This window comes from Deinococcus aquatilis DSM 23025, assembly GCF_000378445.1.
Classification (GTDB): Bacteria; Deinococcota; Deinococci; order Deinococcales; family Deinococcaceae; genus Deinococcus; species Deinococcus aquatilis.
Window position 1 is genome coordinate 33,018 of record NZ_KB899731.1, and the last position, 19,949, is coordinate 52,966.

Here is a 19,949-nt window from a genome sequence, read left to right on the forward strand (position 1 = left end):
ACCTTCCCGCGTCCCTGTGTGGCCCTGCTGCCCTGTGCGGTATCTGTTCCGGCCTGATCTTCATAACTCGCCTGCTTGCCCCTCTGGAGGCCCGCCCATGAATGAACCGCACACTGACAGCCCCGCTACCCCTTCCCTGTATGGCGAGTGCTTTAGCTGCGAAGCGCCCCGCGCTGTGCTGTACTTTGATCCGCCTCATGCCCCGCTCCATCTCTGCCCCGCGTGCTTCCGCCGTCAGACTCTCTATGATGCCGCTAACGCACAGCTAGAACTCTCGTTACGTGAGACTGTGGCCGCGTGGGTCAGTGTGTGGGGTGAAACCTATCCCCGCCCTGATCTGGGCGAGCGGTTCCACAATCTGGGCGATAAGCTGGAAGAAGAAGAAATAGCCGCGCACCATGAACGGCGCACCCAGACAATCAGCACTCAGCCCCCCATGAACGCTGAACAGTGCCGCCATGCTCTGGAGTGCATCGAACGCACCCGCGCCCCGCTGCTTGCCCAGCTTGCCGCCCTGGAGGAACACCGCTAGGCCCATGAACTAAACCGTATCTAGACCGTCCCGCCCCATCTGGAGGCGGGCTTTCGTTTGCCGCCTGTTTGCCGATCCTTTGCCGGAAGTTGTAACGATCTGTTACAAGCTCGCCCGCTTCAGGTCGTGACGTTTTGTCACATCCTGAGAGCCGCTAAAGGTTGTCGGTATTCCTGACAACCTAGCCGCGCTGCACTGTGAGCATTCCTAACAGTGGGCAGGCGTCGAAGTCATTAGCAATTCGTAACCCTGAGAGGCCGCCGTGAGTATTACTCACAGTGCCCTGCCCCCGGCCTGAGTGACGCTGGGTAACGCTTGCCCGTGTGTGCATCCTTCATGGGGCCGCTCGCCTTGTGCATTCTTCATGGGGTAGCCCGCCCTGTGGATTCATCATGGGGGTGCTTGCCCTCGCGCTGTATGTGGATCAGTCATGGGGGTGTGCGGGGTGTGGATTGGTCATGGGGGAACTTGATAAAACTTGAGATTCATTCCCCTACCCACCAAAAAAAGAGGTGAATACCATCCGCCCGATAGAGGGTATTCATGCGGGAATTTCTAGCGGCTCCGGTAATAAATGCGCTCACCCCGTTGTGATGCTGGAGAGCTTTTTACCGCCTCCGGTAAAATGATCCGGCGTCCCGACTCCTAACGATAAATAACGTTTGCGGGGGTTTCTACGTTTCAACCGGGACAACCAACAGCCATAGCAGGGCGTCAGCCTGTTAAGGATTGTCAAGGTATGTCCCGCCTGTATCATTTTGTCCCCTCCGACAAAATGGTTGGAATAAAAGCCCGCTCATGCGTCCAGCAAGGGGCGTCAGCATTCCTGACAGCCTGACTCTTCCCGTGTGATTTGCCAGTTCTTGCCACCCTTAACAAAAAAGGGCCGCGCCCCCATCGAAGGAATGCACCGCCGCGCCCGGTGTGATTGTCCACTTCCGCCACCCATAAAAAAGAGGCTCGCCCGCCTGGAGGAACGCTGCGCCTTTTTGGGGGCAACCCGTAAAAGGTAAGGCAGGGGGAAGCACAAACCGCCCCCCATAAAAAGACTTGCCCACTTCCGTTTCAAACGCGAGTGGGCAGGCTGTCAAAAGTTGTCTGTTCTCCAGCGCCTTGAGGGTGTCAGGTTTGTACGGTTTGGCCCGCCGTTGCTATCTGCCACAGTGAAGGCGATTACTGGCAATTACTAGCAAAGGGTGATTACTGGCAAAAACCCACTGCCAGTAAAAACAATGCGCCCAGCGCGGGAAAAGCGATTACTGGCAAACTGGCAGTACAGATCAAGGCCAGCGCCCAAGCGCCCCTGATTCTTGCCCCATGCGCCGCCCCAACACTGAAGGCCACCCGCGAAGAGTGGCCTACTGTGCATCCTTGAGAATCCTTGAGGTGTTGGGGCGGCAAAGTAGCCGATACTTGCCACCCTTAAAAAGAGACTCGCTCGCCTGTAATCGTCCACAATCGCCACCCATAAAAAAAGTCCTGCCATTGTCCCGGGTGCTGAGCGCCGCTGTCCATCTGGGCGGGCCTTCCCCGTTCTGCCTGTCCCGGCGTGTGTCCCGGTTCTTTGCCACGTCGAAGGGGGTAAAGTCGCACCTTACCCCCTAAAACTGTTGCCACCTATCCAGTTATCAACACCTTAAAAACTGCCCGCCTTATGAGGCCCACGCCGCCCGCGCTTCCCAGAGGTGGGCCAGTTGCCGTTCCGGGTCGCAGTGGCAGGCGTACAGGGCCGCACATGTCAGCACGTACAGCCCCAAGTTGGGCACGATCCCAGACGGCAGGAAGCCGGAACGGTTCAGATGGTTGCCCGCTGCGGCCCTGATGAGGCGCGTCAGGGATTCCGGCAGGGGCGTAAGCTGCCCGGTTGCCCCTGCCTGAAGTTCCTTCAGCAAGTCTTCCTTGTGGGCCTTGATCTGGGCTGCCAGTTCCGGCGTAACGGTTCCAGCCGGGGCGCGGGCGATCAGTTGCCCTTCTTGCACGCCCAACCGCACGCCGCGCCCCTCCAATTCCCGGAGAAGGTCACGCGCTACCACGTCAGCACCTCTTCCGTTTCGGAGACTGCCGCGCCTAGCGCCTCCAGTTCCTCTTCGACGATCAAGAACGGCACATCCTGAAGATCAACTGGAGCGGGGACGGGTTCCGCTTCCGGGCCGTAACGGTACGCACGGGGCGCACCTCGCCCGCCCAGCCGTACTTCTTGAGCCTGAGTGCCGAGCGCCCCTAGAGCTTCCCGGACGGCTTGCTGTGCGCTGCGTTCTTTGACGTTGCCGCCGCTGATGGCCGCTGCCAGCAGTTCCGCATGTGTCACCGTCTGGCCCGCCTTCCCGGTTAGTGCCGCGATCACTGCCGCCTTAGCGCGGTCTGTCCGGGTATCGCGCCCCTCTTCCTCTGCCGGAAGGTCGCAGGGCGTCAGATGTACGCCCGCTGCCCTACCTTCCTCATCCATCAGCCGTTCGACTTCGATCCCCAGCGCGTGCCCAGATTTGGCAAAGCTGTTTTTCCTGACTTCCCAGCGCAACACGTCCCGGCCTTCTACCTCACGGGGCGGCACACGGGTCAGCAGATGCACCGCCCGCGCTTGGGCACTCTTCCCGGTACTGCCCATAATGCCCCGCTCGCCTTCTTTCTCGCCCGCTGCTTTCTTGGGAAGATGGTCGGTCACGATCACTGCCGCGCCTGTCTTCGCCGCGAAGTCACGCAGGGCCAGCATGGGGCGCATGGCCTGATCCAGTCGGTTGCCGTCAAGTGTGGGGAAGGTGGACATAAAGCTGTCTACGATCACGCACAGCGCCCCGCTGTCTTGAGCGTGCTGGAGCAACTCGCCCAATTCTTCCGGACTAAGGCCCGCCCCCACGCTCTCCAGAACGGTCACGCCGCTCATGCTGCCATCCGGGTACACCTCTTTATGCTGCTCCAGCCAGTACCGCACGGGCCTAGACTGCCCGTCTGCCGCGTCTGTGTTGAGATAAATAACGCGCCCGTGTGGAACGGCTCGCCCCAAGAAACTGCCGCGCCCCGCTGGGCGGGTCATCTGCCATGCCAGCGCCGTGAGTAGGGTTGTTTTGCCCACGCCTTCCCGTGCCCCAAGAAAGGTCACGTATCCGGAGGGAATCAGGTCTGGCACAAGAAACTCAATCCGCTGGAGCGGGGCGCTCAGGTCAATAAATTTGAGGGCCATACTTACCACCCGCCCCGGTCATCAGAGGCCCAACCGCCCGCGTCCGTACCCCACCCGGAGGTATCAGACTCGCCCCATCCTGAGCTGTACTGCCAGTTTGCCAGTAATCGGTTTTCTCCGTGTGGAACAGTGCTTTTTACTGGCAGTGCGTTTTTGCCAGTAATCACGTTTTGCCAGTAATCCGCCCCGTCTACCCTCTCCATCAGCAGGCCACCAAACGCCGCCGCGCCGTGCGTGCCGCACAAGTCGCAAAAGTCGCCTTCAGAGAATGGGGCCAGCACTCGCACCTCACGCGCCCCGGCAGCATGGGCCACCCCTGCCACCCGCTCCAGACAGGCCGCGCCCGCTGTGTCCGGGTCGGTATACAGGAACACTGTCTGGCCCTGAAGCCCCGTGAGGAACGGCGCACCGCCCGCGCCTGCCAGTCCTTGCACGTCCAGGCTGGAGCCTGCCAGCTTCAACGCACGGGCCGCCGCTGCCCCGTTCAATTCCCCTTCGACGATCAACACGCCCGCGCCCTGCCCGTACTTGGGGGAACACCACGCGGGCGCACCGTGCCGCCCGATCCGGTACACATACCGATCCAGCCCAGAGGCTTGTAAAGCATCTGCCGTGCCCATGCTCCGCACCTTCAGCCCCCATGCTTGCCCGTCCGGGCCGCGAAGCAAGAAGGCCAGCGCCCCGGCGTGGGCCAGCATCCGGCCATCTTTGGTTATAAAGTCCCGGCGCAACTGGCCCGCCCCAAGTCCATGCCACCCGTACAGGCCGCGCCGCTTGAGGTCACGCCCTGCCGCGTTCTGGAGACTCAGGTAATCCAGCAACACAGGCACGCGGGCCAGATCATCCCCACTCAGAGGGGCGCACCGTTCCAGTGCCCCGCGTACTGCCCGGAGTGGGTCTGGAGCCTCATACGCGGGCCGTGAAGGGCTGGGCGTCCAACTGTCCAGCGATTCCCCAGCATGACGGGCCAACTCTTCGCGGGCATGTTCTGGACGGTAGCCGATGGCCTCCAGAAAAGTCAGGGTATCCCCGCTCGCCCCATCCCCGCCGTGCCGCTTCCATCTCCAGCGGCCTTTCGTGTCTTTGTAGACACTGAAGCTGGGGTGTGTCTCGCGCTGACTGGGGCGCGGGTCGCAGATCACGCCGCCGCGCTCACGGGTCAGGCCGCGTACTGCATCCGGGCCACACTCGCGGGCGATCACGTCCGGCAGATGCACGCGGTCTAGCAGGTCGCCTAGCCTCATGCCGCACCCCCGCGCATCATCCGGGCAATCTCCAGCAGTTGCCCACGTTCTTCCTGTTCGATCCGCTGAAGTTGCCCCAAGCGCCGCTGATCTAGATGCCGTTCGATACAGCCCCGCGTGAGTTCCCGAAGCTGGAGGGGCGGAATGGCGTCTACTTCGACAGACTCGCCCCGGAAGGTCTTGGCACGGCTGTCTGTGGCCTTTGTGGGGCGTCCGGGAAGATTCCATGCCCTGATCTGTTCCTCATTCACGGCCACCCGTTCAAAGTGAATCTGTGCAGCCGGGGCGTACCGCTTCAGTCCCTCTTCCACCTTCCGGGGAATGTCTACCCCGCTGGGATCATGGTCGCCAAAGTAGTAGATGTGGACGGGGCGGGCCTGCTCTGCAATGGAAAGCGCCGCGCTGTGCAGGAAGGTCAAGCTGGGGTATCCCCGCGTCACCATCAGGGGCACGTCATAGCGGCGTGTCTCTTCGACTAACACGCCTGCCAGCGCATCCTTCTCCAGCCACACTTCGACATGTGCGGGCGCTTCGATCCAGAGGGAGCGGCGATAGGTTTGCGCTGTGATGTCCAGCATCTCTTCGATGCCCGCGTAAGTGACGGGCTTGCGCTGCCAGCGGGTATTGTCTGCGATCCAGTGAAACGGCAGGGCGTGCCGCTCGCGCATCTTCACCAGTTCCCGCCCCACCAGGTCATAGCCGTTTTCTGTCTTGGGGGCGTGTCCCTGTACCGTCATGGCGTAGAACAGTTGCCGCACAGTGACGGGGTAATTCTGGCCCGCGTATTCGTAGAGGGCCGCGTGAAGGGTTGCCAGTTCTGCCGCCGTGCTGCGTGTGCGTTTTATAGGGCTAGCCCCATAAGCCGTCATGCTTTGCCGCCATTCGTGGGCCGGAAGTTGGGCAGATTCAGCAGGGCTTCCATGATCTTCATTCCGCCGCCCGCGTTGCCGGGGCGCTGGGCGTCTTGCTGAGCAAGGTGGAACAGGTGCGCTAGTCTGTGGGAAGTGCCCACCGCGTCCCCGGTGGGCCGCTTCATTTTGTGCCGCCGTTCAGAAAGTCTTCGATGGCGGCCAGAGGAATGAGAATCTTGCGGCCTACGCGGATGCTGCGAAGCTGCCCGGAGCGGATCAGATCATAAACGCCGTTTCTGCCGACGCCCAACATAGGCGCGGCCTCTTCAGGCTTGCGGGTGAGGCGAGTGGGGTTGTCTTGGTTTAGAGTCATGGGGCGGCCTCCTGTGGGGTCGTTAAAGGTTGGGGTTGCCCCTTGCGGGGCCTTCAGCTACTTGGGGCGCGTGGGAGTGTCGTTCTTGGTCGGATGCACTCTTACGCGCTTTTCTTTGGTGTTCTTGGGTACTGTCCATTGTTGTCACCTCCTGTCTGACATTATCCAGCCACTTATATAGGCTAAAAGATAGTAGTAGTAGTAATAGGGTCTGTGGAACCTGTGGATAAGTGTCTTCAATAACGTCCCAGCGCAACTATTGCCTGTGGACATTTTGTGGTTAGAAGTAGTTTGCCTGTGGATAACCTGTGGATAAGTACGTACTTATCCACAGGTTTTCAAGTGACCTCCTGTTATTTGGTACTTTATCCACACGATTAAGAGACTTAGCCACATGTTATCCACAGGGTTGTCCACAGCCTCTAAAATCCGACACAGCAAAACGGCCCGCTCCACAGTGGAAACAGGCCGCTCAAATAGACGCTGACTAGATTACCGAAAATATAGCCCTTGAGAGGAAAAACTGCAATGACCAAACGGCATAGGCTGGCCTTAGAGCGCATGACGCCGCACAGCACGGGAGCTTGTCCAGTGTCTCCCCATGCCCCGGCGTGCCCAACGCGTGCCCAACCGGAACGGGAAAAGACAGTACAAGCTGGGATGAACCGGAAGCAACCGCCAAAAGCGAAGCCCAAATATGCTGTATCAGACGTGCTTAATGGGATCAGGGAATCTATAACGGGGCGGGCTGGGATGAGGTGACGACCCTCTGTTAATCGGATGGTCGTAGGTTCGATCCCTACCTGCCGAGCCAAACACAATCCCCCGCCCAGTGCGGGGGTTTTTGTTGTCGGCTCTGGCTGGGCAACTGAGGCTGAGCGGCAGCTTCAGCGGGTTTTTGTCACCTTGCTCAGAAGTGGCGGCGCATCTGGATTGAGGCCCCGGTGCAGGGCCAGATGCGCGGCATACAGGTAAAAGGCCAGCGCACTTGCCACCGGATCGGTCAGGGCGTGCCCCGTCTGCGGCGTGGTCAGGGTGCTTCCCAGGGCTGGCCCAATGGTGCGGAGGTCGGCCCCGGCAGCCAGCAGATCAGCATAAGCGCCCGCCGTGGCACTCTGGGCAGCGTCGGCAGGGGCAAAACCCAGCAGCGGCACGCCCTCGGCCAGCAGACGCTTGGGGCCGTGGCTGAATTCGGCGGCAGAGTAGGCCTCGGCGTGAATGCCCGACGTTTCCTTGAGTTTCAGCGCCGCTTCCTGGGCAATGCCAAAGTGCAGCCCCCGCGCCAGCACCAGCAGGTTGTCGGCAAAGCGGTAGCGCTCGGCCAATTCACTTGCCGCCCCCTCCAGCTCCAACGTGCGCGTCAGGGCGGCAGGGAGGGCGTGCAGCGCAGTATTCAGGTCATCGCCTTCGGTCAGGGCGGCCAGTACGGGTAGGAAGGCGGTCAGGCTGGCAAGATAGCTTTTGGTAGCCGCCACGGCCCGTTCCTCGCCGCACTTCAGGGGCAAGACGAACTCGGCGGCCCCAGCCAGATCGCTGTCCTCCACATTCACGAGGGCCACGGTCAGCGCCCCATTTTCCCGCGCCATCCGCACGTTTTCCACCACATCCGGGCTGGCCCCGCTTTGCGATACGGCGATGACCAACGCGCCGCGCAGATCCAGCCGCGTGCCGTAGAGGGTATGCACGCTGGGGCCGAGGCTGGCAACCGGCAACGCCAACTGCGTCTCCAGCGCGTATTTCAAGAACGTGCAGGCGTGATCGCTGCTGCCCCGCGCCACCGTGACGGCGTAGGGCGGGCGGCGTTGGCGCAGGGCCTCGGCCAAGCGTGCGGCAGCCTCGGCATTTTCGGCCAGTTGGCGGGCAATGACTGTGGGTGCCTCGCGGGCCTCTTGCAGCATCAGTGGGTCGGCTGGGTTGGTCATACGTTGGCCTCGGTGGGAGTGGACTCCTGGGACGGGTGCAGGGGGATGGCGTGACCACCCACGTACACGGCTTTCACATTCAGATCGTTGTCCAGCACAGTCAGATCGGCCCGCAGGCCCACGCGCAGCTCTCCCCGGTCGGTCAGGCCCAGCGAGGCAGCGGGGGCAGCGCTCAGCATCCGGCTGGCTTCGGCCAGAGGCACGCCCAGCCGCACCGCGTTTCTGAGGGCCACATCCAGCGTCAAGACACTTCCGGCAATCGTGCCGTCTGGAAGAGTGGCTTTGCCGTCTCTGACCGTCACGGGTTGGCCGCCCAGTTCGCTGTCACCGTCGCCCAGTCCGGCGGCCCGCATCGCGTCGGTGATCAGCAGCACGCGGCCCGGAGCAGCGGCGCGGGCCAACAAAAAGCTGGTGGGATGAACATGAATGCCGTCCAGAATGATCTCCAGGAAAGCGTGTGGATCGGCCAGCAGCGCTCCAGCCACGCCGGGGGTGCGGCCTTCTATTCCGCCCATCGCGTTGTAAAGGTGCGTGGCGCAGGTGCGTGCCCCCAGTTCGTGCAGGGCCGACAGAAAGGCCGAAACGGTCTCGGCGTCGGCGCGGGTATGGCCGATGCCGATGCGAACGCCCACACCTGCCAGAGCGCGGGCCAGTTCCAGCGCACCGGGCAATTCGGGGGCGAGGGTCACGGCGCGGATCACCTTCAGCGCCAGCAGTTCAGCAGTCAGGTTGGGGTGAGGCAGGACGGCGTGGGGCGGTTGCGCTCCCAGCCGCCCCGGACTGATAAAGGGGCCTTCCAGATGCGCCCCCGGAATATCCGCGCCGCCCACCACGCCGCCCGCATCCATCACTTCGCGCACGCCGCGCAGGGCGGCCAGGACTTCGGGCCAACGGTGCGTGATGGTGGTGGGCAACAGCGTGGTCGTACCATGCTGCGCGTGCAGGCGGGCCAGTTGCCGTACTCCGGTGGGGCCGTCCATCGTGTCGCCGCCCGCGCCGCCGTGAACGTGGGTGTCTATGAATCCGGGCAGGATCAGCAGATCAGACGGAACATCTCCAGAAGTCAGGGCCTCTATCTGCGTTCCAAAACGGAGGCTTCCGGGCCTAAAAACTCCGTCTGGGTGAAGGATTTGGCCGTGTAGAGTCTGAGCGTATAGGGTTTGGGCGGCGGGCATGGTCGCTCCTTGAGGAGAAAGAACACGGCTGAGAATGGAGCCTCAGCCTACCTCCCGAAAATAATTTCTGTCAATGCAGGAAGCGTTGGTAAATTATTTTCATCACCCGCCATGCTTTACCCTGCCCCTATGTGGGCTTCTCAGCGGGCACAGCGTGTGCCGACCAGTGTGTTTTCTTTGATGGATGCGGCGCTTGGGCGGGCGCGGGCGGCGGGGTTGCAGATCATTGATCTCAGCATCGGCTCCAGCGACCTTGCCCCACCCATGCAGGCGCTCGACGCGCTCAGGGACGCCACCCACGACCCCAGCTCTTACCGCTATCCCCTGTTCTCGGATACCCGGCCCCTGCGGGAAGCGGCGGCGGCATACCTCGGGCGGCGCTACGGCGTGCAGGTGGATGCCGAACGGGAAGTCTTGCCCCTAATCGGCGCACAGGAAGGGCTGGCGCATCTGCTACTGGCCGTGACCGATCCCGGCGATACGCTGCTGCTGCCCGACCCCTGCTACCCGCCTTATCTGGGTGCGGCAGCGGTGGCGGGCCTGAATATCGTCCCTCTTCCGCTGCGGCCAGAGCGCGGCTTTTTGCCGGAGTTGGACAGCTTGCCCGCCGACCTGCGCCCCCGCGTGCTGCTGCTGAATTATCCCAACAACCCCACATCGGCGGTGGCGGATGCGGCCTTTTTTACCCAGGCCGCCGCGTGGTGCAGGGCACGGGGCACGCTGCTGATCCACGATCACCCCTATGCCGAACTGACTTTTGGCGACTACCAAGCGCCGAGTGCGCTGCAAGCAGGCCTGAGCGGCATTGTCGAGCTGCATTCCCTGAGCAAGACGCACCATATGGGCGGCTTCCGGGTAGGCTTCGCGGCGGGAGACGCCGGAGCCGTGGCCGCGCTGGGCCGGGTCAAAGGCGCGGTGGACTTTCACCCGTATCTGGGCATTCAGCGGGCCGCGACGGTGGCGCTGGGCCTTCCCGACCATCTGGGGCGCGAGGGAGCCAGAGTGTTTCAGGAACGCCGCGACGCCCTGTTGCCTGCCCTACGTGATCTGGGCTGGGCCGTGCAGACGCCGCAGGCCAGCATGTACCTGTGGGCACAGGTGCCCGGCCTGACCGACAGCGTGGCCTACGCCGTACGGATGGCCGAAACGACTGGAGTGGCCCTGAGTCCGGGGCGAGCCTTCGGGCCGGGCGGAGAGGGCTTCGTGCGCTTTGCGCTGGTGCAGCCGCCGGAAGTGCTGGTGGAGGCGGCGAGGCGGCTTGGGGGCGGTGAATAGGGCGTGGTCAGTGGGAAAAGATGAAGGACGAACCCCCCAGTCGGCTTCGCCGCCAGCCCCCCTTGAGGGGAGCGCAAGTGCTTTCAAGTCCCCACCTCTGAGGGGGGGCGTTGCGCCAGCAACGGGGGGGTTGCCCTTCCCACTCACCACTGACCACTGACTGCGGTCAAACCACTGCCGTCGCCGCCAACCGTTCCAGCACCCCCGGATCTTCCAGCGTGCTCGTATCGCCCTCGATCTTGCGGCCTGCAGCGATCTGTCTCAGGAAGCGGCGCATGATTTTGCCGCTGCGGGTTTTGGGCAGGGCGTCGGCGATGTAGATGGCATCGGGGCGGGCCAGTGCGCCGATTTGCGTGACGACGTAGGCACGCAGCGCCACCGGGTCTACGGTCTGACCCACCTGCGGCAGCACGAAGGCCACCACACACTCCCCCTTCAGGTCATCCGGTTTGCCCACCACGGCGGCTTCGGCCACGCTGGGATGGGCCACCAGTGCGCTTTCGATTTCCATCGTGCCCAGTCGGTGGCCCGAGACGCTGAGTACGTCATCTACACGGCCCATCACGGTGATGTAGCCGTCGGCGTCTTTGCGTGCGCCGTCTCCGGCAAAGTAGACGTGCGGAATTTCTCCCCAGTAGGCTTTGCGGTAGCGCTCATCGTCGCCGTACACGGTACGCAGCATCGAAGGCCAGGGTTTACGGATCACCAGCAGGCCGCCCTCGTCGTGGCCGAGTTCTTCTCCCTCCCGGTTTACGATGGCCGGGTCTATGCCGTACATGGGCAGGCCCGCCGTGCCGGGTTTGGCCGGATGCGCCCCCGGCAGCGTGGTCAGCATGATGGCCCCGGTTTCGGTCTGCCACCACGTATCGATCACTGGGCAGCGGTTGCCACCGATCACGCGGCGATACCACATCCACGCTTCGGGGTTGATCGGCTCTCCTACCGACCCCAACAGGCGCAGGCTGCTGAGGTCATAGGCCGCCGGAAGCGCGTCGCCCTGCCGCATAAAGGCGCGAATGGCGGTAGGCGCGGTGTAAAGAATGGTCACGCCGTGTTTCTGGATGATCTGCCAGAAGCGCCCCCAGTCGGGGTGGTTGGGCGCACCCTCGTACATCAGCACAGTGGCTCCGTTCAGCAGCGGGCCGTACACGGTGTAGCTGTGCCCCGTGACCCAGCCAATGTCGGCGGTACACCAGAACACGTCGTCGGGTTTGAGGTCAAAGACCGTTTTGGTGGTCAGGTAGGTGCCCACCATGTAGCCGCCCGTGGTGTGCAGCACGCCCTTGGGCTTGCCCGTACTGCCCGACGTATACAGCACGAACAGCGGGTGTTCGGCATCCAGTGCGGCGGCTTCGTGCTCGGTCTCGGCTCCGGCCAAGGCGTCGTGCCACCACAGGTCGCGGCCTTCTTGCATGGTGACGGGCGTTCCGGCGCGGCGCACCACCAGCACATGCTCCAGCGTGGGCGTGCGCGTGGCGGCCTCGTCTGCATTGGCCTTCAGGTTCACGGGTTGGCCGCGCCGGTAGCCCGCGTCGGCGGTGATCAGCAGTTTGCACTGGGCATCGTTGATTCGGTCGGCCAGCGCTCCCACCGAAAAGCCACCGAAGACCACCGAATGCACCGCGCCGATCCGGGCACAGGCCAGCATGGCAATCGCTGCTTCAGGAATCAGGGGCAGATACAGCGTCACGCGGTCTCCGGCCACCACACCCAGCGCAGTCAGGGCATTGGCCGCCCGCTTCACCTCGGCCAGCAGTTCGCTGTAGGTCAGGGTTCGTACCTCGCCGTCTTCACCTTCCCAGATCATTGCCCGCTTGTTGCCCAGGCCCTGCGCCACGTTACGGTCAAGGGCATTGAAGGCGATATTGGTCTGACCACCCGCAAACCACTGCGCGTGCGGCTCCTGCCAGTCCAGTACCTGCGTCCACGGCTTCATCCACGTCAGGTCGGCGGCCACCTCGCCCCAGAAGCCGTTCGGGTCTTGCAGGCTGCGCTCATAGCGGATCTGATATTCGGCGGCGGTCAGGCTGGCCGTGGCAGCAAATTCGGCGCTGGGAGCAAACACACGGTTTTCATGCAACACGTTGTCAATTTGGTCGGTCATAGACAGGGAATCTCCACGGGATCACAGGATGAGGGCAACGGGACAAGAGGGCTGAAAGAGTGCGGTCAATCTACTCTGCCTGAGCCTGAGAGGGGCGGCAGCCGGAAGGCAAGGGGCCTGGAAGGTCATGCCCCCGGCACAGGGGTCGGGGGCGCAGCGGGAAGACTTCAGAATCGGAGGGAGGCTGCGTGCCCGAGTTCAGTCGTGTGCGGCGACTGTGCCGTCCATTCCGGCCCCGGTGTAGGCGCGGAACTGCATCTCTTCAAACAACTGGTCTTCGTCCTCGCGGCGGCGGGAAGCCCCGATCAACGTTCCGATGACCGCAAAGGCGAAGCCTGCCGGAATGCTGACGATGCCCGGATTCTCCAGCGGAAAGATCGCCTGCGCCTGAATGGGCCTGCGGCCAGTGGTTTTTTCGGGCGGGTCGATGCCCATGATGTTGGGGCTGATGGCGATCAGGGTCAGGCAGGTCAGGATGCCGCCCACGATGCCCCAGATGGCTCCGGTGGCATTGAATTTGCGCCAGAACAGCGTAAACAGGATCACGGGGACATTGGCACTGGCCGCAATCGCAAAGGCCAGCGCCACCAGAAAGGCCACGTTCTGCGTCTGGGCCAACAGCCCCAGCACGATGGCGACGATTCCCACAGCCACCGTTGCGAGTCGGGCCACCCGGAACTGCTCGCCTTCGCTGGCCTTGCCACCCCGCATCACGCCATTGAAAATATCGTGCGTAAAGCTGGTGCTGGCCGCGATGGTCAGGCCCGCAACCACTGCCAGAATGGTGGCGAACGCCACAGCCGTCACGAAGGCCAGTCCGAACTCGCCGCCCACCGTGCCTGCCCCACCAAACAGCGCCTGAGCGAGCAGCGGCGCGGCCATGTTCCCGGCAGCATTGGCCGTCGCAATGGCTTCCTTGCCGACCAGAACGTTGGCGGCGTTGCCCATCAGGGCTGTCATCACATAAAAGGCTCCGATCAGGACCATCGCCCAGACCACGCTCTTGCGGGCATCCTGGGCAGTGGGTACGGTATAAAAGCGCACCAGAATGTGCGGCAGTCCTGCGGTGCCCAGCACCAGCGCCAGTCCCAGACTGATCAGGTCAACGGGGTTTTTGTATTTCAGCCCCGCGCCCAGAAACTCTGCGCCGTTTTTGGCTTCGGCGGCCCCCAGCAGGTTGCTGAAGCTCCAGCCAAAGCGGTTCAGAATCAGCACGCTCATGACCACCGTGGCAAACATCAGCAGGGTCGCCTTGACGATCTGCACCCAGGTGGTCGCCAGCATTCCGCCGACCACCACGTAGATGATCATCAGCACGCCCACCAGCGGAATAGCCACACTGGGCTTCAAGACTCCGCCCGACAGCAGGCTGATCAGGGTGCCTGCGCCCACCACCTGGGCGATCATGTAAAAGGTCGAAACAACGATGGTGGAAAGGGCGGCGTACATCCGCACGCGGGGGTCACGCAGGCGGTATACCAGCATGTCGGCCAGCGTGTATTTGCCCAGATTCCGCAATGGCTCGGCCACGATAAACAGCACCGTGAGGTAAGCGATAAACCAGCCCACCGAGTACATGAATCCGTCAAAGCCGTTGAGAGCGATCAATCCGGTGATGCCCAGAAACGACGCCGCGCTCATGTAGTCGCCCGCAATGGCAATTCCGTTCTGGCCCGCGCTGATTTTGCCGCCTGCCACATAAAAATCGCTGGTGCTGGTATTGCGCCGACTGGCCCAGAAGGTGATGCCCAAGGTGATCGCCACGATCACGGCGGCAAGCAGGAAGGTCATCGCTGCGCCTCCAGAGCCAGTCGGTCGAAGGTACGGGCCTTGCGAACATAGAGGGCGGCCAGAATCCAGCCCATCACGAATTCAGCAAAGGCCATCAGGTAACCGAAAGTGACGTTCCCCAGCACCTTCTGGGCCATCAGCGGCTTGTTGTACCCGGCCAGCAGCGGCAACAAAAAGTACAGCACCAGAAAAGTGATGGTCATGACCACCGTAAAACGGACCCGCTCGGCCACCAGCTGCTGAAAAGCGCTGTTGCGAACGGATGAAGAGCCGGACTGCACCTGAGATACGGTCATGCGGGCCTCCTGAACACAGGAAATGGGGCGGGGCGACGCATTGTGCGCCTCCAAAAACATCACCAAGTAGGATTGTTGGACTCAATTCAGAGTAGAATTTGCTTAATCTAAAATCAATGTACTGAGATCAATAAAAATGTATCTGCTATTGGAACACAGATAGTCAGTTGTGGCTCATCAGATTGGGTTGCCCAGCGTAAGCCCCGCACTCTCTGAGCCGCTGCTGGGCGCGTATGTTGGGTGGTAATGTCCCCGCTTTCTGCCTCTACTCCTCAGCTGACTCCGGCGCTGCTGACCGATCAGCTGGGGCGGCCCCTGCGCGATCTGCGAATCAGCGTGACCGACCGCTGCAATCTGCGCTGCACGTACTGCATGCCCGCCGAGGTCTTTGGGCCGGACTACGCCTTCCTGCCCCGTACTGAACTGCTGACCTTTGAAGAAATAGAGCAGCTGGCAGAGGCATTCGTGACGTTGGGGGTGCAAAAGCTGCGGCTGACCGGGGGCGAACCTTTGCTGAGGCGCGACCTGCCTGACCTTGTGGCCCGTCTGGCCCGGCTTGGGGGCGTGGAAGACATTGCCATGACCACCAATGGGCTGCTGCTGCCCCGCTTGGCGGCCCCTCTCAAGGCGGCAGGTCTGGGGCGGGTCACAGTAAGTATCGACAGCCTGGATCCAGAGATTTTCGGACGTATGAACGGACTGGGCACGCACCCTGACCGCGTGATGGACGGCATAGAGGCGGCCCTGCAGGCCGGGTTGGGCGTCAAAGTCAATACGGTGGTGCAGCGCGGCGTCAATGATGCGGGCCTGCGCGAATTATGGCTGGCCCTCAGAGACAAGGCAGTGTTGCGCTTCATCGAGTTTATGGATGTGGGCAACCATAACGGCTGGAATATGGACGCGGTCGTGCCTTCCCGCGAGGTACTTGCCCGCCTGAGCGAAGACGGCCTGGGCAGTGAATTTGCGCCCGCACAGGCCAACTACCGGGGTGAGGTGGCGGCCCGGCACCAGGATGCAGACGGCCACGAGATCGGTCTGATTTCCTCAGTGACCGCCCCTTTCTGCGGCGATTGCTCACGGGCGCGGCTCTCGGCGGTGGGCACCCTGTATACCTGCCTCTTTGCTGGCACTGGAACCGATTTGCGTGCACCGCTCCGGGCCGGGGCCACAGATGATGAATTGCGTTCCCAGATCGCGGGCGTATGGCAGGTCAGACGCGACCGATACAGTGAGGAGCGCGGGGAGGTGACGCAGCGTCAGAAAGTGGAGATGTCTCACATTGGCGGGTAATGCCGATCTGAGCGTAAAAACTTAACTTTCATGTATCCTGAAGTCGGCTCTTATTTTTGTTACCGTACCAGTCACAAGTCAGACAACCTTGTGTACTCCTGACACAAACTCTAAGATAGGCGACCAGAGGCTCAACAGGAAGCTGATGTTCGAGCCTGAAGGGGATGCATGGCGAAGTACCCGCTCATCAAAAGCACACTGAAAGATCGGCTTCTTGGGGGCCACTACCCAGAAGGGCTACCGCTCCCCAGCGAACCGCAACTTGCCCGCGAGTTTGAAGTTTCGCGGATGACCGCCCGCCGCGCCATCGACGAACTTGAACGCGAGGGCTACGTTTACCGCGTGCAGGGCGCTGGCACCTTCCCCACCGGAAAACGCTTCCGGCAGGGCATGTTCCGTATTCGCCCGTTCAAAGAGTGGGCACGTCATCCGGACCACCGCACCACCGTTCTCCGGGCCATGCAGATCGAGGCCACACCCGAAATCGCCATCGTGCTGCAAATTCAGCCCGGCGACCCCGTTATCTTTGTTCACCGTCTCCGCACCGCTGGCGATGAGGCTCTGGTGATCGAAAAACGGTATATCAACGCCGCCATCGTGCCCAAATTGCTGGAACACAACCTCAGCGCCGAGAGCATCCACGAAACGATGGTCAGCATGGGCGTCCCGCTCGCCCGCGTTGAGCAGAACCTGGAAGCCGTGAATCTGCGCCAGGAAGAGGCCGACCTCCTGCGGGTCTCACTGGGCACAGCGGCTTTCCTATTGCGCCGCACCACCTACAGCGGTTCCAAGCGTGTGTCGTATGTCAACTATTGGGTACGCGGCGACCGCTACGCCTTCCAGGACAGCTTCGAGCCGTAAGGAGAGCTGTAAACAAATAGGTGCAGAGAAAGAGCGGGAGGCTTGGCAAGTTGCCAACGCTCCCGCTCTTTCTCTACCATGGAAAAAAATAATTCCACGCCGCATGTCCTACAGCCTTGCTCAGCTCACCAAAGGATGCAACTCGCCCGCGCTCACCATACCCAGCCAGTGCAGGGCGCGGCTGGCACTCACGTACAGCAATCGGCGCTCGTATTCGGTGGATTCGTCGTAGGTGTCGGCGTCGGCATTGGCAACGATTGCCGCGCTGAATTCCAGTCCTTTGGCAAGGTTGACAGGCAAGATGACCACACCGCCCCGGTAACGGTGTTCCTGCGTGGTAATCGGCTGGGCGTCGGTGTCGTGGTCGTGCAGCTCGGTGCTTAGGCGGTCTGCATCGGCAGCGCGGCGGGTCACAATAGCCACGTTTTCGTGTCCGGCGGCCTGCGCGTCCTTCACGGCGCGGGCAATCAGAGCCGCCTCGACACCATTCGAATAGCGCTGCACCTCGGCTCCGTCGCGGTCTACACCCACCACATCGGCGGCGCGGTTGTAGGTAGAGGCGATGCGTGCGCCCAGTTCGGTGATCTGCCGGGTCGAACGGTAGGTGCGCGACAGCGTGAGCACCTGTGCGCCCCCCCCTGCCGAAGCGGGCAACACCGCCTGTACCGCTTCCCAACTGCTTGGTCCCTTGTAGCCGTGCATTCCCTGATTCAGGTCGCCCAGCGCCGTCAGGTGGCCCTCACGGGTGGCGCGGGCCAGCAGCGCGTACAGCAGCGGCGAATAGTCCTGCGCTTCGTCCAGCACCACATGGTCGAAAGGTTCCAGCGTGCGCCCCACCTGCCGCCCGATCCCGCCCGTCAGAGCCTGCACCGCCAGCATCACCGGAATTTCGGTCACGTCGGCGTGAGCGCGGCGTGGATTGGGAATGCTCTGGAGGGGATCGGCCAGCAGCAGCCGGATTTCGCGGTCATTCAGCAGGCCGCTGACGCCCAGGGCTTCGGCACTTCCCAGCAGGCGGCGGGCCTCGGTGACGGGGGTGGTGGAGGCAAAAACGCGCCCCAGCAGGCTTGTCAGCGGCACCGAGAGTTGGCGCAGCACGCTGACGGTCTGTGCCTCGGAGACGTTCAATTGGGCGAGGGCTTCGGCCTCTACCGCAATGCGGAAGGCGGCCCGGTATCCAGACAGTGGATCGGAGGCGAATACATCCAGCAGCAGAGAATGAAGTTCCTGCTCTGTTTGAGAAAAGGTCAGGGGATCGCGCCCCGGAACCTCGATCTGCTCCTGAAGGCGCTGCCCCTGCAAAGCGGTCAGAAATTTGGCCTGAATATGTGCCCGTACCACGTCCAGCATTCGGGCGTCGCCCAGTAGCTTGGCTCGCCGCCATGCCAGCGCCCGCCGAGCATTGTCATGATCGGTCAGGAGCAGGGTCAGGGTGCGGTCTGTCACTTCCAGTTTTTCCAGCCCCAGGAGACCCACCGCCCAGGCTTCGGGGGTGGTCACGGGCACGGCGGGAATCCCCAGATCAGGCAGCACCCGCGCCGCGTAGGCCGCCAGCACCTTGTTAGGCATCAGCACCATGCAGGCTTCGGGACGGGCACGGTGTTCGCGGCGCTCGGCATTCATCATCCACGCCAGTCGGTGAAAACCGATGGTGGTTTTACCCGACCCAGCCGCGCCCTGAATAATGATCGGCGTGCCCGCAGGTGCCCGCATCGCCTCATTCTGTTCGGGCTGCAAAGTTTCCACCACATCGCGCATGCCTGCCGTGCTCTGCTCCTGTAGACGGCGAATCAGAACTTCCTCGCGGCCTCCGGTGTCACCGCCCGCCTCATCGTCGTACAGATCGGTCACACGCAACAGTTGTTTGGCGGCCACATCCAACTGTCGCCGCCGCCGGATGGTGCCGAGGCCGCCGCGCCGGGGCGTCCAGTTTAGGGATTGGGTATAGAACAAACTCCCCACCTCGGAATCCCAGGACACCACGTTGTGTCCTTCCTTTGCTCCGCCCTTCACGTCCAGGAAGGCGTGTTTGCCCACATAGAGCGTCTGCTCGCGTCCACCCACCCGCACCCGGAGGCTGCCAAAATAGGGCTGAAACAAATGCACGCTCAGCATGGCCGCATGTTCTTCAGCGATGTCGGCCATCGTCACGCTGGTTTCCAGATCGGCACCCACATTCCGGCTGCGGTCTTCCCATACGTCAATCTGGTGCAGCATGGCGGCCACGGTACCCGCCAATCGCTGTTCCTCCAGAGGAAATTCTGGATGTGAGGCTACCTTCTCGGGTGAAGTCAAATCGGCAAGAGACGTGGGCTGAGCAACAGGCATCCGTACAGAATAAGCTATTGCTGCCTTTAGAGATACGGCACAGACAAAATGAAGGGGCCTGGTTCAGCTCTGACCTTCCGAAACCTCTTCCAAATCCATCCTTTGGCGGATGCGCCGAGGTCAAAGAGCGGTTAGGTTGGCCGCATGAATGTCACCCGTCATTTCAGTGACACCCGTACCCCAGAGGGGCGTGTACGTTTTTTGTTGACCCCAGACTGGGTGCAGCTTGTTGCAGAGGGAAAGGGTTGGCAGCATCAGAGCCGGCATCTCGACTTGATGGAGGCAGCCGACTTTCTAGCTGTTGTTCCCCAGGTCTCCCAACATCTTTATGAACAGACCTTGGAAGACTTGGAGCGGCAAATGGCTTTTGAAGGTGCGGCTTAATCTGGAAAATTGCAAAACAAGACATGAAGAAGCCCCCCTCTGATGGAGGGGGGCAAAGTTGGAGCGGGAGACGCGATTCGAACGCGCGACATCTACCTTGGCAAGGTAGTGCTCTACCAGCTGAGCTACTCCCGCGATAAAAAAAACCCCCGCGCTGACCGACTTTTCCGGGATGCTGCCATCCGAGTATCATTGGCGCGGCTGCGTTTCACGACCCAGTTCGGCATGGAGTGGGGTGGGTCCACAGCGCTGTGGGCACGGGGGTGTCTTGGTTTGGGGGACTGCTGAAAAAACAGTGCAAGACGGTGAGAAGAGCTTGAGGGCAGGGATAATGGCGGGGGAGGG

17 protein-coding genes, 1 tRNA gene and 1 rRNA gene are annotated in these 19,949 nt (G+C 62.1%); 5 read left to right on the top strand and 14 right to left on the bottom strand.

Annotated elements, in window-relative coordinates; all coding sequences use genetic code 11:
- The first annotated feature begins 97 nt into the window (after positions 1-97).
- A complete protein-coding gene (locus F561_RS29010) occupies positions 98-532 on the top strand; it encodes a hypothetical protein (protein ID WP_157451971.1) in 435 nt (144 codons plus the stop codon).
- A gap of 1,652 nt (positions 533-2,184) precedes the next feature.
- On the opposite strand, the gene F561_RS0117560 is transcribed toward F561_RS29010, so the two are convergent.
- The 8 genes from F561_RS0117560 to nagA form a co-directional block, all read right to left on the bottom strand.
- Positions 2,185-2,565 (bottom strand): TubC N-terminal docking domain-related protein, encoded by a 381-nt coding sequence (locus tag F561_RS0117560; RefSeq protein ID WP_019011274.1) that lies wholly within the window; start codon positions 2,563-2,565, stop codon positions 2,185-2,187.
- Positions 2,559-3,710: an AAA family ATPase gene (locus F561_RS0117565; RefSeq protein ID WP_019011275.1), complete on the bottom strand. Its 1,152-nt coding sequence runs from the start codon at positions 3,708-3,710 to the stop codon at positions 2,559-2,561. Before F561_RS0117565 ends, F561_RS0117560 begins: the two co-directional genes overlap by 7 nt.
- Before the next feature lie 2 nt (positions 3,711-3,712).
- Positions 3,713-4,954 (bottom strand): hypothetical protein, encoded by a 1,242-nt coding sequence (locus F561_RS0117570; protein ID WP_019011276.1) that lies wholly within the window; start codon positions 4,952-4,954, stop codon positions 3,713-3,715.
- The gene (locus F561_RS0117575; RefSeq protein ID WP_019011277.1) at positions 4,951-5,823 is read right to left on the bottom strand and encodes a toprim domain-containing protein; all 873 of its coding nucleotides are present in this window, start codon (positions 5,821-5,823) and stop codon (positions 4,951-4,953) included. The genes F561_RS0117570 and F561_RS0117575 overlap by 4 nt, the downstream gene beginning before the upstream one ends.
- Positions 5,820-5,990 (bottom strand): hypothetical protein, encoded by a 171-nt coding sequence (locus F561_RS29015; protein WP_019011278.1) that lies wholly within the window; start codon positions 5,988-5,990, stop codon positions 5,820-5,822. The genes F561_RS0117575 and F561_RS29015 overlap by 4 nt, the downstream gene beginning before the upstream one ends.
- On the bottom strand, positions 5,987-6,178 hold the full coding sequence (locus tag F561_RS0117585) for a helix-turn-helix domain-containing protein (RefSeq protein WP_019011279.1): 192 nt from the start codon (positions 6,176-6,178) through the stop codon (positions 5,987-5,989). Before F561_RS0117585 ends, F561_RS29015 begins: the two co-directional genes overlap by 4 nt.
- An 887-nt stretch (positions 6,179-7,065) precedes the next feature.
- Complete coding sequence (locus F561_RS0117590) at positions 7,066-8,100, bottom strand: SIS domain-containing protein (protein ID WP_019011280.1); 1,035 nt, start codon at positions 8,098-8,100, stop codon at positions 7,066-7,068.
- The gene (gene nagA, locus F561_RS0117595; protein WP_019011281.1) at positions 8,097-9,275 is read right to left on the bottom strand and encodes an N-acetylglucosamine-6-phosphate deacetylase; all 1,179 of its coding nucleotides are present in this window, start codon (positions 9,273-9,275) and stop codon (positions 8,097-8,099) included. Before nagA ends, F561_RS0117590 begins: the two co-directional genes overlap by 4 nt.
- Positions 9,276-9,404: 129 nt before the next feature.
- Between nagA and F561_RS0117600 the strand changes: the two genes are divergently transcribed.
- Entirely contained in the window at positions 9,405-10,550 is a 1,146-nt protein-coding gene (locus tag F561_RS0117600) for an aminotransferase class I/II-fold pyridoxal phosphate-dependent enzyme (protein WP_026299021.1), read from the top strand.
- Between the two features lie 166 nt (positions 10,551-10,716).
- Here F561_RS0117600 and acs read toward each other — a convergent pair whose 3' ends face one another.
- The 3 genes from acs to F561_RS0117615 form a co-directional block, all read right to left on the bottom strand.
- A complete protein-coding gene (gene acs / locus F561_RS0117605; protein ID WP_019011283.1) occupies positions 10,717-12,654 on the bottom strand; it encodes an acetate--CoA ligase in 1,938 nt (645 codons plus the stop codon).
- Between the two features lie 198 nt (positions 12,655-12,852).
- Positions 12,853-14,445, bottom strand: a complete 1,593-nt coding sequence (locus F561_RS0117610; protein ID WP_019011284.1) for a solute symporter family protein — start codon at positions 14,443-14,445, stop codon at positions 12,853-12,855.
- The gene (locus tag F561_RS0117615; RefSeq protein ID WP_026299022.1) at positions 14,442-14,741 is read right to left on the bottom strand and encodes a DUF485 domain-containing protein; all 300 of its coding nucleotides are present in this window, start codon (positions 14,739-14,741) and stop codon (positions 14,442-14,444) included. Before F561_RS0117615 ends, F561_RS0117610 begins: the two co-directional genes overlap by 4 nt.
- Before the next feature lie 246 nt (positions 14,742-14,987).
- On the opposite strand from F561_RS0117615, the gene moaA reads away from it, so the two are divergent.
- Together moaA and F561_RS0117625 are read left to right on the top strand one after the other, a co-directional pair.
- Positions 14,988-16,031, top strand: coding sequence for a GTP 3',8-cyclase MoaA (moaA, locus tag F561_RS0117620; RefSeq protein ID WP_019011286.1), 1,044 nt, complete (start codon positions 14,988-14,990; stop codon positions 16,029-16,031).
- A gap of 168 nt (positions 16,032-16,199) precedes the next feature.
- A complete protein-coding gene (locus F561_RS0117625) occupies positions 16,200-16,892 on the top strand; it encodes a GntR family transcriptional regulator (RefSeq protein ID WP_019011287.1) in 693 nt (230 codons plus the stop codon).
- 120 nt (positions 16,893-17,012) lie between these two features.
- Here the strand turns inward: F561_RS0117625 and F561_RS0117630 are convergent, their stop codons facing one another.
- Positions 17,013-19,220 (bottom strand): HelD family protein, encoded by a 2,208-nt coding sequence (locus F561_RS0117630; protein ID WP_019011288.1) that lies wholly within the window; start codon positions 19,218-19,220, stop codon positions 17,013-17,015.
- Positions 19,221-19,364: 144 nt separating this feature from the next.
- On the opposite strand from F561_RS0117630, the gene F561_RS0117635 reads away from it, so the two are divergent.
- Entirely contained in the window at positions 19,365-19,604 is a 240-nt protein-coding gene (locus tag F561_RS0117635) for a hypothetical protein (RefSeq protein ID WP_019011289.1), read from the top strand.
- A 59-nt stretch (positions 19,605-19,663) separates the two neighbouring features.
- Here the strand turns inward: F561_RS0117635 and F561_RS0117640 are convergent.
- Together F561_RS0117640 and rrf are read right to left on the bottom strand one after the other, a co-directional pair.
- A tRNA-Gly gene (locus tag F561_RS0117640) sits at positions 19,664-19,739 on the bottom strand.
- A gap of 11 nt (positions 19,740-19,750) precedes the next feature.
- Positions 19,751-19,867 (bottom strand): 5S ribosomal RNA (rrf, locus tag F561_RS0117645).
- Positions 19,868-19,949 lie beyond the last annotated feature (82 nt).

Coding starts and splice junctions, on each gene's coding strand:
- moaA (WP_019011286.1), top strand. CDS start 14,988: ATGTCCCCGCTTTCTGCCTCTACTCCTCAGCTGACTCCGGCGCTGCTG.
- F561_RS0117585 (WP_019011279.1), bottom strand. CDS start 6,178: ATGACTCTAAACCAAGACAACCCCACTCGCCTCACCCGCAAGCCTGAA.
- F561_RS0117630 (WP_019011288.1), bottom strand. CDS start 19,220: ATGCCTGTTGCTCAGCCCACGTCTCTTGCCGATTTGACTTCACCCGAG.
- acs (WP_019011283.1), bottom strand. CDS start 12,654: ATGACCGACCAAATTGACAACGTGTTGCATGAAAACCGTGTGTTTGCT.
- F561_RS0117610 (WP_019011284.1), bottom strand. CDS start 14,445: ATGACCTTCCTGCTTGCCGCCGTGATCGTGGCGATCACCTTGGGCATC.
- F561_RS0117615 (WP_026299022.1), bottom strand. CDS start 14,741: ATGACCGTATCTCAGGTGCAGTCCGGCTCTTCATCCGTTCGCAACAGC.
- F561_RS0117625 (WP_019011287.1), top strand. CDS start 16,200: ATGGCGAAGTACCCGCTCATCAAAAGCACACTGAAAGATCGGCTTCTT.
- nagA (WP_019011281.1), bottom strand. CDS start 9,275: ATGCCCGCCGCCCAAACCCTATACGCTCAGACTCTACACGGCCAAATC.
- F561_RS0117635 (WP_019011289.1), top strand. CDS start 19,365: ATGAATGTCACCCGTCATTTCAGTGACACCCGTACCCCAGAGGGGCGT.
- F561_RS0117565 (WP_019011275.1), bottom strand. CDS start 3,710: ATGGCCCTCAAATTTATTGACCTGAGCGCCCCGCTCCAGCGGATTGAG.
- F561_RS0117590 (WP_019011280.1), bottom strand. CDS start 8,100: ATGACCAACCCAGCCGACCCACTGATGCTGCAAGAGGCCCGCGAGGCA.
- F561_RS29010 (WP_157451971.1), top strand. CDS start 98: ATGAATGAACCGCACACTGACAGCCCCGCTACCCCTTCCCTGTATGGC.
- F561_RS29015 (WP_019011278.1), bottom strand. CDS start 5,990: ATGAAGCGGCCCACCGGGGACGCGGTGGGCACTTCCCACAGACTAGCG.
- F561_RS0117600 (WP_026299021.1), top strand. CDS start 9,405: ATGTGGGCTTCTCAGCGGGCACAGCGTGTGCCGACCAGTGTGTTTTCT.
- F561_RS0117575 (WP_019011277.1), bottom strand. CDS start 5,823: ATGACGGCTTATGGGGCTAGCCCTATAAAACGCACACGCAGCACGGCG.
- F561_RS0117570 (WP_019011276.1), bottom strand. CDS start 4,954: ATGAGGCTAGGCGACCTGCTAGACCGCGTGCATCTGCCGGACGTGATC.